The following is a 15,117-nucleotide window of genomic DNA, read 5'->3' on the forward strand; positions in this document are numbered from 1 at the left end:
ACATTTTAGTTAGTGAAAATTTAAAGAAAAAAAATTAAACACAAAGATACAAACAAAACATAAATATTGCAATTCCATATTTTCAAAGAAAACATTTTTTAAAAATATGGAAACGACATAAAGCATTGTTTTGAAAACAACGTTTTTTTACTTCTTTTAATATCGGAAGTGAAGAAACAGAGCAGCAAGATTTTGCTGATACGGTAAATACAGGATTTGAGATCGGTTATAAAAAAAAGGTGGAGATGTATTATCATCTCCACCTTTTTTTATGCTTTAAATTCCTTTAGAAATTTCTGCAGTTTTGGTGCTATTACAACGGAACAGAATGGATTCTCAGGATGTGAATTAAAATAATTATGGTGATAATCTTCAGCTTCCCAGAATGTACTTGCCGGTTCTACAGCTGTTACAACAGGGTCTGCATATACATGCTCCGCATCCAGTTGCTGAATAAAGTGTTCAGCTTTCTCCTTTTGCTCTTCATTGTGATAGAATACAACCGAACGGTACTGTGTACCAACATCGTTGCCTTGTCTGTTAAGTGTGGTAGGATTATGAGTTTTGAAAAAGATTTTAAGCAAGTCCTCAAAACTTACTTTTGATTCATCAATATCCAATTGAACAACTTCTACATGGTCTGTAGTACCTGTACATACCTGTTCATAAGTGGGATGATCGTTCTTGCCACCCATGTATCCCGGTAAAACTGATTTCACTCCGTCTGTATTCTGAAAGATTACTTCGGTACACCAAAAGCATCCCCCTCCAAATGTTACTAGCATGATTATAAAATTAAAAACTCAAATTTAAACAATAATAAACCACTTGTCACCTGAGCTCTATAATGATAACGTCAAAAAACAACGCGCTTATGATGCACATCCCGTCAGCATGCCAATGGTTAAATACAGAATATAAAACTGTTATTTAAAAATATGTTTACCCTTGATCAGCAAATCTTGTTTTTCTTCTGTACATACAGCGTACGAAAATCCGTTCTGTAACGCATAAGAGCCATATTCTCCCTTTTTATTAAGCGCAAGAAATCCAACCTGTATTTCTTTAGCTGTCTGTGGTTTCTTTTTAATAATACGTTCTACAGCTTCTTTACAGGCTGCCTCAGGAGAATAACCCTGGCGCATAAGTTCGACCACCAGAAAACTTCCTACTGTACGGATTACTTCTTCTCCTACGCCGGTCGAAGTAGCTCCTCCTATTTCATTATCCACATATAGTCCTGCTCCTATAATCGGACTGTCACCAACCCTGCCGTGCATTTTGAATGCCATTCCGCTTGTCGTACAGGCTCCGGCAAGATTACCGTCGCTATCTAAAGCCAGCATTCCGATGGTGTCGTGATTATATTGATTGCCAGGCAATCGCTCTGCAGCAAAACCTTTGTTCTCAATATTCATGACTGGCTTATATTTTTTCTCTATCAGCCATTCTTTCCACGCTTTTTCTCCCTCCGGAGTAAGCAGGTTTTCCTTCTCAAATCCCTGCTCTAATGCAAATTGTAAGGCTCCTTCACCTACCAGCATCACATGAGGAGTCTTTTCCATTACTAATCTTGCCACCGATATCGGATGTGCAATATGTTCCAGAGCTGCAACGGAACCACAGTTACCTTCCGAATCCATGATACAGGCATCTAAGGTTACATTTCCATCTCTGTCCGGATATCCCCCCTTGCCTACAGTCATATTTTTCAGGTCTGCTTCCGGCACACGTACACCCTGCTCTACAGCATCTATAGCTTTTCCTTTTTTACTTAACACTTCCCAGGCAGCCTGGTTCGCCGCTATCCCAAAGTCCCAGGTTGAGATTACGATAGGTTTACCCGGTTTCAGTATTTTGTCTTCAGCAAAACCGCTAAGCGTACTTATACTTCCTAAAGCAGCCGCACCAACGATTCCTTGTTTTATAAATTTACGTCTTGAATGCATACGAATAATATTTGTAGCACAATATTACGAAAAAGCTTTATGATTCGTGTAGATTAGATACGCTTGCTAGCCGTGTTGCGTATGCTTGTATTTCACACGCCAAAGGTGTGCGCTAGCGAAGCTTTTAATTAATATTACCTTGCTGGCGCACGCGTGTCGCGTGTGCATGTACTAAATTTATACTACCCTCAATGCTATTTATTACTTAACGACCACTACCATTCGTTTTTGTGCAACTTTTTTGTTCAAATAATCAAAAACATACAATATAATTATAGCTTTATCATATTTTTAATGGTAACTTAGACTTAAACTATCCAACATGAAGACTTTTATTACTTACTCATTTCTTGCATTTACCTTATTTACAAGTATAAATCATGTAAATGCGCAAGTTATTGACTCTACAACCTATTTCAGAATCAAAGAACTGCAAGAAACCGTAAAAACGGAAATTGCACCGGACAAAAGATTAAAAATTATAGAGTTTTTATCTGTTGATATCCCCAAAAACGTATATGTAATCCAGACAACCGAAAAAACAGCAAAAGATAAACTTGAACAACAGTTAAAAGGGATCAATGCTCAGGTATCGGTCACCTTGCTTCCCGATGCTTCCGTTTCGGACAAGCCTGCAGGAGTGGTCAATCTTTCAGTAGCCAATCTACGCACCAAACCTGAGCATTCTGCAGAAATGGCAAGTCAGGTATTATTAGGTGCTCAGGTGGACATCCTGCAAAAAATAAAAGGCGACTATCGTGTACGTACAGCTGAAGGCTATATTGCCTGGGTGCCGACATCCTCTGTTGTCGCCATGACAAATGAAGAGCTGAACGATTGGAAAAAAGCAAGGAAAATAATCTTTACCGATGAATACGGCAAGTCTTATGCTACAGCAAATACTCAGGGACAACAGGTCTCTGACCTGGTATACGGAGACTTGCTGATCCTGAATGGCGAAAGCGGCAATTTTTATGCGGTAACCTACCCGGACAAAAGAAAAGCTTATGTCCGAAAAGAACAGGTCATGACCTATGAGAAATGGTTAACTTCACGGAAGCCTACCTCTGAAAATATTATCAGCAGTGCCAGAACGATGCTGGGTCTGCCTTACCTTTGGGGAGGTACCTCTACTAAAGGTGTAGATTGCAGTGGTTTTACCAAAACAGCCTATTTTATGAACGGCTATATTATTCCGCGTGATGCTTCACAACAGGTTCTGACAGGTCAAAAAATTGACATACTGGGCAAAGACGGTCACTTTGATCCTGAGAAGGCCTTAAAGAATTTAAAACCTGCTGACTTACTGTTTTTCGCGGCAGGTAAAAACAGTAATCCTGATGCCCGTGTTACACATGTAGCTCTTTATATCGGCAATGGTACCTTCATCCATTCAGCAGGATCGGTACGGATCAACAGTATGCTTAAAGATTCTCCGGACTATGACGACTTCCAGACCAGAACTGTGGTTGCGGCAAGGCGTTACCTTGGAGAACATGAAAGTAACCTTCAAAAAGTAGAGAACAGCACCTATTACAATGCCGGAAAGTAACGGCGGAAAGTGTCTGAAAACAAAATATATCAAGTAATTTAATACCATAAAAAAACTATTATGAGTACATCAGCTGATTGGATAGCTAAAGATTTCGGAGCATTCAAATTGCGTTACCGCCCCTATACGTTAGAACTACGTCATGTATTTACTGTTGCATCTTTCAGTCGCAGCACGACTCCCGTAGTCCTCACAGAACTGGAGTATGACGGTATTATCGGATATGGAGAAGCCAGTATGCCACCCTATCTTGGAGAATCACAGGAAAGTGTGATTAATTTTCTGAATCAGATTGATCTGAGCGGTTTCAATTCCCCTTTCCAGACCGAAGAAATCCTGCACTATGTAGATCAGACCATGCTCAAAAACACAGCAGCCAAAGCAGCGATAGATATTGCATTGCATGATTTGCTGGGGAAAATCCTGCAACAGCCCTTTTATAAAATATGGGGATTAGATGCGGCACTTATCCCTCCTACATCCTATACCATCGGTATCGATACAGAAGAAATGATCCGTCAGAAAGTAGCTGAAGCGGATCAGTTCAAGATCCTGAAAGTAAAACTCGGGTTGGATACGGATAAAATGATTATCGATACCATTCGTAAAGTAACCGATCGCCCGCTATGTGCGGATGTCAATCAGGGATGGAAATCCAGAGAACAGGCATTGGAAATGGCTCACTGGCTGGCTGAGCGCAATGTGGTTTTCCTGGAACAACCTATGCCTAAGGAACAGATAGATGACAATGCCTGGCTTACCGAACACAGTCCGATCCCGACGATAGCAGATGAGGCCTGTCAGCGACTGGCTGATGTACCGGCATTGAAAGATGTATACACGGGCATCAATATCAAACTCATGAAATGTACAGGAATGCGGGAAGCAAAAAAGATGGCTGAACTCGCAAGAGCTCTGGAAATGAAGGTGATGATCGGTTGTATGACGGAAACTTCCTGTGCGATTTCCGCAGCAGCACAGTTAGCTCCTCTTGTGGATTGGGCTGATTTAGATGGAGCCTTATTGATCGCAAATGATATTTATGATGGCATGCAGGTTGTAGAGGGGAAATGCATCCTGCCGGAAAGACCGGGAATTGGAATACTAAAAATTTAGCTTTATTTTTAATCAAGAATAGAATACTAACCATATTTTTTTAACAAATTAACTAACCCTTAACTATGAAACAACTTTTACTTGCATGCTTGTGCTGTATGTTTTGCTTTGCGGTATCTCATGCTCATGCACAACAAAGTACTGTTACCGGTAAAGTGACAGACGCCGCAACAGGCAAACCTATTCCTGGTGTCACGATCACCATTAAGGGTAGCAGCAAGAGTACTTCTTCAGATGAAAAAGGCTCTTTTTCTATCAGTGAAGTCACCTCTTCCAACACTTTAATCTTTTCCTCTTTAGGTTATCAGAATGCAGAAATGGAAGTCGGTAACCGGTCTTCTCTGACGATCAGTCTGACGGCAAGTGATCAGGCTTTGGAAGAGGTCATGGTCGTAGCTTACGGAACGGCCCGAAAGAGCACGTATACCGGATCTGCAGCAACGGTGAGTCCCAAAGAAATTGCAGATGTTCCTACTACTTCATTTGAAAATGCATTGAGCGGCAGGGTAGCAGGCGTACAGATTAACTCTGCTTCCGGACAGGCAGGATCCACATCCAGCATACGTATACGGGGTATAGGATCGATGAATGCCTCCAATGATCCCTTATTTGTCATTGATGGTGTACCGGTCGTATCTGGTAATGTCGGACAAATCAGCGGACAGCTTTATTCGACATCTAATGTAATGAGTACGCTAAATCCTGCAGATATTGAATCCATCACCATTCTGAAAGATGCCGCAGCATCCTCACTCTATGGTTCGAGGGCCGCAAATGGCGTGGTGGTTATTACAACCAAACGTGGTAAAACGGGCAAACCTACTCTTAACTTCAGGACGTCAATCGGCCTCACCCCTTCATGGGCAACGGATAATTATGAAATTGCGGATCCTCAGGCTCAGATAAACATGGAGTATCAGATCTTCCATGATTACCGTACATCCAATAAAAACAGTGCTACAGGTGTGAACTATACCGATCAGGAAGCAAGTACGTATGCACTGGGTCAGATCAATCGTCGTTTTAATATCCATGGTTACAAATTTGAGGTGGATAATCCCTTGAGAATGACGAATGTCAAAATTCTGGGGATGACTGACGGTGTCGAAAACAGAGAAGGAAAATTCTTTGACTGGGAAGATTATCTGTTCAGAACAGGTGTATTTCAGACAAATGATCTGTCTTTAAGTGGCGGCACAGAGACTACGAAATATTATTCATCTCTATCCTATACAAAAGATAAAGGCAGAGCTATTATCAATGAGTATGACCGTATTTCAGGACGGATAAACCTCTCTCAGAAAGTATTTAATAATGTAGAGTATAATGTCAATCTGAATGTGGCCAGCACAGGTAAAACCGGATTTAATGATACCAGAAGTACAGGTTCGAATTATTTCTTTCAGGCCCGCAACTTACTGTTTCCATTCTACTGGCCTACGGATTACAAAACGGGGAATCCATGGACTGCGCAATACGGAAGTTTAGCTTACAATTCGGACTATTATAACAAGGAATGGGACAACAATACAAATACATTGAAACTTGGAGCCGTGCAATCTCTTTCCTGGGAAATCATCCCCAACCTGACCGCAAAGACTATCTTCTCGTTCGATAATACAGAAGTAAAAGATGATCTGTTCTACTCAGCTTTGCATTTTAACGGTCTTACAGATAAAGGAAGTTCCAGCAAATGGTCAACGAATATCCGAAAATATGTTTCTTCTAATACGCTTACGTATGCTAAAAGCTTTGGACTGCACAATCTGAATATCCTGGGCGGTTTTGAAGCGGAAAAGAATAAAACGGATTACCAGTATAGCAATTCTATCAATCTCGGATCCAGTGCTCTAACATCCATCGGAACAGGTGCTAATTTTAAAGCAGACAGCTTTACCTGGGGAAACAATCTGATGTCGTATCTATCCCGGATTGACTATAATTATAATGAAAAATACTTCGCTGGCGCTTCTATCCGCCGGGACGGTTCATCCAGATTAAGCCCCGAAAACCGTTGGGGTACATTCTGGTCGGTTTCAGGAGCCTGGAGTCTGCACAAAGAAGATTTCCTGAAGAATAATGAAACCCTTTCGACCCTGAGACTGAGAGGTTCTTATGGTGTAAACGGAACATTGCCAACCAATGATTTTGCGTGGAGAACTCTTATGTATTACAAGTATAACTATAAAGGTAATCCGGGAGGTATTGTGAGTGACGGTTCTACAGGGCTTATTGACAGAGGGCTTGGAAATCTCAATTTAGGCTGGGAAGAGAACAAAACTTATGACCTGGCTTTAGAATTTGGATTATTTAATAACCGACTGACAGGATCTGTGGAGTATTTCAACAGAGATTCCAAAGATTTGCTACAGGATGTACCGACTTCCGGAACAACGGGTTTTACTACGATTCTAAGAAATGTAGGTGTAATCAATAACAGCGGTTTAGAAATCGATCTGGGCGGAGATATCATTAAAAATGATAATTTCCGTTGGACAGCCCGTGTGAATGCTTCCTTCCTGGATTCAAAAGTCAAAAGATTAAACGGTGGAAAAGATATTATCTGGAATGATCCTACAGGAGGAGATGCCCGGGCACAATTCATCTACCGTGAAGGAGAGTCTGTATTGTCTTTTTATGGTTATGAATGGGCAGGTGTAGATAAAAACAACGGTAAGAATGTATGGTATACCAATAATGATAAATCTGATTTTGAGTATAACGGCCGTTCGGCGACCTACAATTTTGGAAATGCAAACCGTAAAATTATCGGTTCAGGTGTAGCGGATGTATTTGGTGGGATTAATACGGACCTTGAATACAAAAATATCTCTCTGGGATTTAATTTCAGTTATAAAATAGGTGGCAAATTATATGATGGTGCAGAGAAAGATGTGATGGATGACGGCTATTATTGGGAAAGAATCCGATCCGCCTATTATTACGAAAATATGTGGTCTCCTGACAATATGGAGGGGAGTCAACCAAAGATTGACGGAAATGATTTGACAGATGCTATTCAGTACAGCAGCCGCCATCTTTATGACGCTTCATTTCTTCGTTTGAAAAACATTAACCTGGCTTACAGATTGCCGGCGGCATGGTTGAGCAAAGCTAAAATTTCCAATGCCCGTGTATTTTTTAACGGAACCAATCTGCTAACGTTCTCCAAATATAAAATTGCGGATCCGGAAGTCAACCAATACTCAACACGTGGCTGGGAAACGCCATATGGTAAAACGTATACTTTCGGTGTAGAATTCAGTTTCTAATTTTTATTGATATTGACATGAAAAAATATATAAAAATAATACTCGCAGCATCTGTACTTAGTACAGCATATTCGTGTAAAGATTTTCTGGAAGTCGAGCCCAGCAATGCCGTAGACTATGACAAGGCTATCCGTACAGCCAATGACGCACAGATCGTGGTCAACGGAATTCTTCGTCAGATGACTTCCTCCAATTACTACGGACGTAATTTTATAATTTACGGAGATGCCAAAGGGGGAGATTTTACGCTCTTTTCTCAGGGAAGGGGATTAGACCCTTTCTATACGTTTAATCACAGTGCCCAGGCCAATAGCTATTCCAGTTTCTGGACTTCTATTTATAATATTATTTATCAGTCTAATAACCTGCTGGAAAATATTGAAAAGCTACAAAGTCAGGGTACACTGGAAAATTTTGCATTGGCCAAATCCGATGCACTTACGATCAGAGCATTAGCCTATTTTGATCTCGTGAGATTATATGGTAAGTCGTATACAGATGATAAAAATGCCTGGGGCGTACCGAATATTACCAAAACATTATTGTACGACAGTCAGCCGGCAAGATCCACAGTAGCAGAAAACTACACGCAGATTATCAAGGATCTTAAGGATGCGGAAGCAGGTCTTCCCAAAACGAAAAGAGACGGTTATGTAAACTATTACGCCAACAAAGCCATACAAGCGAGAGTCTACCTGACAATGGGAGATTATGACAATGCACTGAAAGCCTCGGAGGAAGTTATTAATTCGGGTGTTTACAGCCTGTACAGCAATGCGCAATGGGTATCCTCCTGGTCTAATCAGTTTGGATCAGAATCTATTCTTGAATTTGTGATCGAACCTAATCAGGGAGATCTGGCACGTACTTCTCTTGCTTTCTATTTGATGAGAAGAAATCATCAGACAGGTGCATTAGGGAATTTTCTAGCCAGTACTCCATTCCTGAATGCTTTAAATGCAGATCCGAATGATGTAAGAAAAGGTGTCATGGCGCGTGATGAGTCATCAACAACACGATTAGGTTCATGCTATAAGTATTCCGGTTCGGTAACCTTCAGCGGTGATAAAGGAACTTCTAATTTTACAGCGGTAAACATCAAAGTCATACGTTTATCCGAGATGTATCTTACAGCTGCAGAAGCAGCTTTGAAATCCACTGTTCCTAATCCTACAAAAGCTGCGGAATACCTGCAGGCTATCCGCAAACGTGCTCCGGCATTAGCTGCTGCTACTGCATCCAGTGTAACGGAAGATCTGATATTAGCGGAAAAAAGCAAAGAGTTCTTCGGAGAAGGGATTCGTTATTTTGATATGTTGAGACTGAACAAGACTATCAATTTTGATGATGCTTTTGCCGGGATAAGCGTACCTACCCGTACGTCTTCAATAGACCGATCATTCTACAGAACTATATTGCCGATATCACAGGATGAGATCAATGCAAATCCGGATATCCAGGGACAGCAAAACCCGGGATATTAAGATTTCCTCAATAAGAAAAAGAAGCAATCTATTTTAACAGATTGCTTCTTTTTGTTTAACTGCTTTTTTGGTCTACTTCACCAGAAGTAACCAGCCTTTACCCTTTTCTACCGGAATCTGTTCTCCCGGTTTGAATACGTGCGCTTCCTGTACATTCTTGATTGCGGGAGCGGTGATACTTACCCTAGTCGCATCCAGACCTAATGCTTTCCAGTCGATCAACAGATTTACCTTTGTGTCTGTTGCTGCCCAGCTTGCCAGAGCGATCATCGTACTACCCTCCTTTTGATATACGGTTGTCAGGATTTTATTATTATCTGTTTTCACCGGATTATTATCGACCCAATAGCCGGTCATACGTGATTGCCGGATACCAAATTCATCCCATACCCGCCAGATATCACGGGTATCCTTAGCTTTCTCCCAGGGGTACCGGTTGGTCATGCCGTAGATCATTCCTCTCCAGGGGTTACCTCCATCCTGCAGCATTTCCCCCATTAATCCAAATGGAATACCGCTTACTTCAGTCAAGAAGAAGTCCGGATCATTTTTTTCATAGTCAAAATACTCGCCAAACCAGAGACGATTGATATATGGAAAATGTTCCATGTAGAGGTTGGCACTGTTATTAAATCCATCGCTTTTGTTAAACTGATTGGCCGAATGAAGGTCGATAATACCCGGATGATTATTTTTTGTCATCACTCTTTTGATTCGCTTCATTGTAACCCGGTCAAAAGCCACATCGTCCAGATAGATACCATCTATTCCCATATGATCCACTAGCCAGTTCATACCTTCTACATAGTAATTGTGCCAACGGTTCATTCCACTGTTGATAATAGCTGCATCGTTGAACCGGGGAACATACCATGCACCGATATAATCATTATTCAGATGCTCCTGTAACCAGGAGTAGCCTCCGCCCTTGCCGGAAGAAAATACTTCATGTCCCAGACTTCGTAAAGGGTAGATTTCATACATGCGGTTAGACACTTCTCGTACGGTGTTGTATATCTTGACTTTTAAGCCTTCCCTATGTGCGGAATCTATATAACTTTTCATCTCCCTGGTTGCCACAAAGGGATAATTAATATAAGGATTCAGATTATTGCCATGGTGTATATTGATGACATTTGCACCGCTTCTCTTTACTTCTTCAATGGGTTTGTAAGCATGAAAGAAACGATTGTCCCATTGCCAGTCAGTATTAATGGTATGGAATGGTGTAATCATCAGGTGAAAATTGTAATACAGTGTATCTCCGGCTTTCATATTCCGCTCGCCACTGTAGCTATCGACTAATATGGATTTACCTTTTTCTCCGACCTGTATACCACCTTTATTTTCGTTGCCCCACGAGGCAGGCAATACAAGAGGTTTCTGAAGATAAAAGTTAGTATTTAATGGTCTGGAATAATGCTGATCTCTGAAGGCAAACTGCAGTCCTGCATTTACATTTCCAATCCATCCGCCATCCTGATTTTTATTTGCCACATCCCATTTCCAGTCGATGACATCTTTACGATACCCTCCTTTTTCTCCCAGACCCATAAAATATTTAGCATATTGGGCCTGTAACGGAATGTGAAACTGCACATCCGAAAGATGTATATCCTTCGTGGCAATAAGCTGTACGGTATAATCTACAAAACCATCAAACTCCAGAGATCCTTTAATATTTAAAATCAGATCGGAGGAGTTTCCTGTTGTGGACCAACTGACTAAGCCTTGTTCCTTACGGTCAAATTTGACAGGACTATATTCAAAAACGACATCCTGATTCGCATTCTTACGGAAATGAAAATGTATAGCTTCTGTTAACAGATCATTACCCTGCTTCCCTATACTCAACATATCCTGTGTAAAAAATGTACGGATTTGCGCCGGAAATCCATTTTTATCCAGTGAAACTGATCTGCCCAACAGACTGATCTCATTGCCGTCTATCTGTAAGGGGATATAAGGAGCAATCACAGTACTCTCCTGCGCCAATGTCGAATTCAACCAGTTGAGACGTGTCAGCTTCCATGGCTCATCATATCCTTGATTCACAGCAGAGCGTTCGGACACCTCCAGGCGCACAGGAATATTCCTTGCTGCGGCATTAGCCGGTTTGATGGTGATTATACCTTCGTATACAGCACTTACCGTCTCTTTAGGAACGTCAATCCCGCACCACAGCGCCTGTACTTTTTGCTTAGGGACAGTTACATTAAACTTAACAGGTTGTCCGGTATAACTCACACCATCGGTATTGATACAATTGATCCGTCCGGAAGCTATTGTATTTCCGTTTTGACTCTTTAAGTCTGAAAATGAAATTTTGATATCCTGCAAATCCTGCTTATCAGAATAGAGTCCTAACTGGAAAGCCAGCAGTTCTCCTTTATCTGATTTGACGCGGAGCATTTGTCCTTCCACATTGCCGGTTGTCCATCGCTGAGGAAGATCATCAGCCATTTTGATCTGATGATCCCGGTCTTCCGGAAAAACAAAGTAACTGGATTGGCGGTGTTTTTTGAGAAATGCGGTTTGTTCCTGCGGTGTAGAGATCACATCCATGGCATCATTCTGATTGAATGTATCTGCAGCCTCGATACGAACCAGTTTCGCACGTGCCTTTACTGTTTTATCCCATGTGTTTCTTTCATCTTCCTGCTTTAAATAGGCTACATCCGGATAGTTTTCACTTCTCCCGACCAATTTATAAGGCAGAAAGTAAACGTAGTAGATTCCCTTACCTGAACGAGGTTCGAATTGAAATTCGCCTGAAACAGCAGAGATATTACCGTAATGGGAAGGCGAAAAGACTTGTTGTGTCGCACTGTCTACAAGTATTATTTTCTGGTCTGAGCGTACATTACGATTATGCCAGGGAATACTCGCGGTGACCTGCTTTGATGCGGATTCTACGCGCAATACAGCACGTTGTGTACCCAGTTCGTCGATATTCCACAATGGTTTTTGTGGAGGATATTCATGCTGAGCCTGTACATGTAATGCCGTCAGCATACACAAGCTGCCAAGGAATGCAATTGGTTTGATCATCTGTAGTGTTATTATTGCTCTGCAAGTTAAAGTATTGTTTTTGTCCAATACGTATGATAAAGCAATAATATAAATTACGCAAACCTTTGAGTAACAGCATTTATACACGAAATCCTTGTCACTCTACCTTCTCCTGTCTTTAACGGGATAAAATAAATATGATCTATTTTATTCCGTTAAAAGCATCCGGAAGATTTCCGCTCAGGTCTATCAGATATCCATTGATAATGGCATAACGGAATTCATTATCTTTTTTTAGAAAAAATGTAGCTTCCTGACCGAGTGACAGTCCTGTGGCATGACGTTGTTCTGTAGGCTGATGTACTATTCTGACCGGCAGCCGCAATGTTTTTTGCTGTTCCTGCTCCCTTACAATTACAGTGGAATATCCTTGCTTTAGCAGGCCAAAAATGACATCAGCTGTAAGTTCACTGTAATGACGGAATGTTGTAGGATAGATTTGTCCATAAGAAAGCGACAGACCTGTGGCATCCAGATCATCATATCCATAGAACTCTTTCAGATCACCCAGATCTTCTACATATCCTTTGCTGTAATAGTCATCTCCTGAGGTAATCTCATCACGCCGGATTGCAACATCTACCTGCAGGGGTAATCCTGCTGACACTGTACTCACATTGCGGAGTACGACATCGTGCAGTTGTGAAGCATTAAATGGAATACGTTCGTAATCTTTTATATCATATTGTTCATAAGATCCCTGTGCGATCTGTACCAAAGCATTCAGTATAATAGCAAAATTCAGTTTACGGATTTCCTGTTTTTCGGGATCACCTTTGAAGGCTCCTGATTCAATCAGAACGGTACTGGCTCCCCATTTTTGAAAATTATCACCAAAAGCTCTCGGTGAATGTTCATCATCATATTTAGCCACTGCTCCGGGAATATAGTCCTGCAGGAGTTTTTCCATTCCGACGATGATTTTCATTGCATTGCCTCTCACCTCATTGATATCCCGCTCCATATTATAGGCCGGAGCCAATAAAGAAATAGTCACGGGTGTCTGCGTACCCGGAACATTATAATAAATATTCTGGTCATGCAGATTAAAACCGTATTGTGGTTTCAGACTCTCCGCACGAGCACGCAAAAGCTTTCCTTCCGGAGTCGCAGTATTGCGGGCATCGCGGTTCAGGTCTATCTTCTGCGCATTACGTCTGGTATAGCGTTCTGCACCGTCCGGATTGAGCATAGGAATAAAGTGGATAGCCAGATGTGCCTTGAGTAGGGATCTTACTTCTTCAAAATCATCTTCTTTTCCTTCCAGAAAATTAAAAAGGTCAAATAGCGCCATGGTCGCTGTAGGTTCATCTCCATGCATTTGTGACCACAGCATCACGACCTTTTTTCCGACTCCGTAGCGAAGTTCATAGATACTCCGCTGCTCTACCGATGATCCGATTTGCTGTACATCCAGCGCATGTTGCTGCTGATGACGCAGGATGAGTTGTTCCACATCGGAATGTTTGAATCGGCGATGTTTCAAAGCAGACTCTTTATAGGCCATGTGGGCCTTATCTAATTGCGTTTTGCTCAATACCAGTGACTGAGAAAACGAATCTTTTCCAAGAAGCATAAGTAAACAGATAATTAAGAGCTTATTCATTTAATCTTTCAAAGCAGGTTGTACTAATTCTATAGTGCCTCTATCCGCATCTATCCGGACTGCTGCCCCTACAGGCAATATATACTGATCCGCAATGTGACCAATCATAGCACCGCTATATGCCGGTATCCCCAGAGGCTTTATGTAATCGTTCATAACCTGTTGCAGTGTGAGTGAACCATAACCTCCTGAAGGGCCGCAGCCTGTACACTTACCAAATACAAAGCCTTTGATTACAGCTAATATTCCGGACAGTTTCAGCTGACAGAACATCCGGTCTACGCGTTCTACTTTTTCATCTACTTCTTCCAGAAACAAAATAGCGTCTTTAAAGTCCGGCAGATAAGGTGTTCCGCAGAGTCCTGTAAGTACTGTCATATTTCCGCCCAGCAATATGCCCTCTGCTTTCCCCGGATGAAGTGTCGTGATCCGCTCTTTATACTGAACTACGTGATCACCTTTATCCGTAGGATTAGTAAATAAAGGAAGCTTATTGTCGACAAACTGACTTTCAAATGCCCTTGCGACTTTATTGGTCCAGGTACTGATCCCCACCGCTCCATGGAAACCGATCAGCCCGGTCTTGCTGTAGAGCGCCAGCAGTAAAGCTGTAATATCACTGTAGCCTAATAATATCTTGGGGTTACGGCCAATCAGTTTATAATCCAGACGGTCCAGAAGCCTTGATGTACCTGTACCGCCACGAACGCAGACAATAGCTTTTACCTGCCGGTCTTCAAACATTGTATGAATATCGGCTATGCGCTCTTCATCTGTACCTGCCAACTGTCCGTACCGACTGCGTATATGAGCACCTTCCTTTACGTTGAAACCCAATGTCTGAAAGATTTCTCTGGCTATGCTGATCGATTCTTCATCGTCCAGAACACCTGCCGGAGCTATCAACCCGATCGTATCTCCTTTTTTCAACTTCTCAGCTAACAGTTGCCCTTGTTTGACCCAGGCTGCTGCCTTCTCGCTGTCGCGCGCGAATCCAGTAAGAGGAACTGCCGCAGCAGCCCATGTAATCGATTTGATAAAATCTCTTTTGTTCATCGTATAGGTA

Annotated in this window: 9 protein-coding genes; 4 read left to right on the forward strand and 5 right to left on the reverse strand. The window is 41.8% G+C overall.

Annotated features, from left to right (window positions below; translation table 11 throughout):
• Positions 1 to 269: 269 nt before the first annotated feature.
• Entirely contained in the window at positions 270 to 785 is a 516-nt protein-coding gene (gene msrA / locus I6J02_RS02005) for a peptide-methionine (S)-S-oxide reductase MsrA (RefSeq protein ID WP_201680177.1), read from the reverse strand.
• Positions 786 to 926: 141 nt separating this feature from the next.
• Positions 927 to 1,949 carry a N(4)-(beta-N-acetylglucosaminyl)-L-asparaginase gene (locus I6J02_RS02010; protein ID WP_201680178.1) on the reverse strand — a complete coding sequence of 341 codons (1,023 nt, stop codon included), beginning with the start codon at positions 1,947 to 1,949 and terminating at the stop codon, positions 927 to 929.
• Between the two features lie 322 nt (positions 1,950 to 2,271).
• On the opposite strand from I6J02_RS02010, the gene I6J02_RS02015 reads away from it, so the two are divergent.
• The 4 genes from I6J02_RS02015 (at position 2,272) to I6J02_RS02030 (ending at position 9,373) form a co-directional block, all read left to right on the forward strand.
• A complete protein-coding gene (locus I6J02_RS02015) occupies positions 2,272 to 3,501 on the forward strand; it encodes a C40 family peptidase (protein ID WP_201680179.1) in 1,230 nt (409 codons plus the stop codon).
• A 60-nt stretch (positions 3,502 to 3,561) separates the two neighbouring features.
• Positions 3,562 to 4,617, forward strand: coding sequence for a dipeptide epimerase (locus I6J02_RS02020; RefSeq protein WP_201680180.1), 1,056 nt, complete (start codon positions 3,562 to 3,564; stop codon positions 4,615 to 4,617).
• Between the two features lie 65 nt (positions 4,618 to 4,682).
• Positions 4,683 to 7,889 (forward strand): SusC/RagA family TonB-linked outer membrane protein, encoded by a 3,207-nt coding sequence (locus I6J02_RS02025; protein ID WP_201680181.1) that lies wholly within the window; start codon positions 4,683 to 4,685, stop codon positions 7,887 to 7,889.
• 17 nt (positions 7,890 to 7,906) lie between these two features.
• Complete coding sequence (locus I6J02_RS02030) at positions 7,907 to 9,373, forward strand: RagB/SusD family nutrient uptake outer membrane protein (RefSeq protein ID WP_201680182.1); 1,467 nt, start codon at positions 7,907 to 7,909, stop codon at positions 9,371 to 9,373.
• Positions 9,374 to 9,445: 72 nt separating this feature from the next.
• Here the strand turns inward: I6J02_RS02030 and I6J02_RS02035 are convergent, their stop codons facing one another.
• The 3 genes from I6J02_RS02035 to I6J02_RS02045 all read right to left on the reverse strand — a co-directional run bounded on the left by I6J02_RS02035 (position 9,446) and on the right by I6J02_RS02045 (position 15,107).
• Positions 9,446 to 12,424 (reverse strand): glycoside hydrolase domain-containing protein, encoded by a 2,979-nt coding sequence (locus I6J02_RS02035; RefSeq protein WP_201680183.1) that lies wholly within the window; start codon positions 12,422 to 12,424, stop codon positions 9,446 to 9,448.
• Between the two features lie 163 nt (positions 12,425 to 12,587).
• The gene (locus I6J02_RS02040; RefSeq protein WP_201680184.1) at positions 12,588 to 14,051 is read right to left on the reverse strand and encodes a M14 family zinc carboxypeptidase; all 1,464 of its coding nucleotides are present in this window, start codon (positions 14,049 to 14,051) and stop codon (positions 12,588 to 12,590) included.
• Positions 14,052 to 15,107, reverse strand: a complete 1,056-nt coding sequence (locus tag I6J02_RS02045; RefSeq protein ID WP_201680185.1) for an LD-carboxypeptidase — start codon at positions 15,105 to 15,107, stop codon at positions 14,052 to 14,054.
• Positions 15,108 to 15,117 lie beyond the last annotated feature (10 nt).

Origin of the sequence: Sphingobacterium spiritivorum, from assembly GCF_016725325.1 — a bacterium.
Taxonomy (GTDB): domain Bacteria; phylum Bacteroidota; class Bacteroidia; order Sphingobacteriales; family Sphingobacteriaceae; genus Sphingobacterium.

Bases quoted from the DNA above. Each gene is read 5' to 3' on its own strand.
- I6J02_RS02020 (WP_201680180.1), top strand. From the start codon at position 3,562: ATGAGTACATCAGCTGATTGGATAGCTAAAGATTTCGGAGCATTCAAA.
- I6J02_RS02025 (WP_201680181.1), top strand. From the start codon at position 4,683: ATGAAACAACTTTTACTTGCATGCTTGTGCTGTATGTTTTGCTTTGCG.
- I6J02_RS02040 (WP_201680184.1), bottom strand. From the start codon at position 14,051: ATGAATAAGCTCTTAATTATCTGTTTACTTATGCTTCTTGGAAAAGAT.
- I6J02_RS02035 (WP_201680183.1), bottom strand. From the start codon at position 12,424: ATGATCAAACCAATTGCATTCCTTGGCAGCTTGTGTATGCTGACGGCA.
- I6J02_RS02015 (WP_201680179.1), top strand. From the start codon at position 2,272: ATGAAGACTTTTATTACTTACTCATTTCTTGCATTTACCTTATTTACA.
- I6J02_RS02010 (WP_201680178.1), bottom strand. From the start codon at position 1,949: ATGCATTCAAGACGTAAATTTATAAAACAAGGAATCGTTGGTGCGGCT.
- I6J02_RS02030 (WP_201680182.1), top strand. From the start codon at position 7,907: ATGAAAAAATATATAAAAATAATACTCGCAGCATCTGTACTTAGTACA.
- msrA (WP_201680177.1), bottom strand. From the start codon at position 785: ATGCTAGTAACATTTGGAGGGGGATGCTTTTGGTGTACCGAAGTAATC.
- I6J02_RS02045 (WP_201680185.1), bottom strand. From the start codon at position 15,107: ATGAACAAAAGAGATTTTATCAAATCGATTACATGGGCTGCTGCGGCA.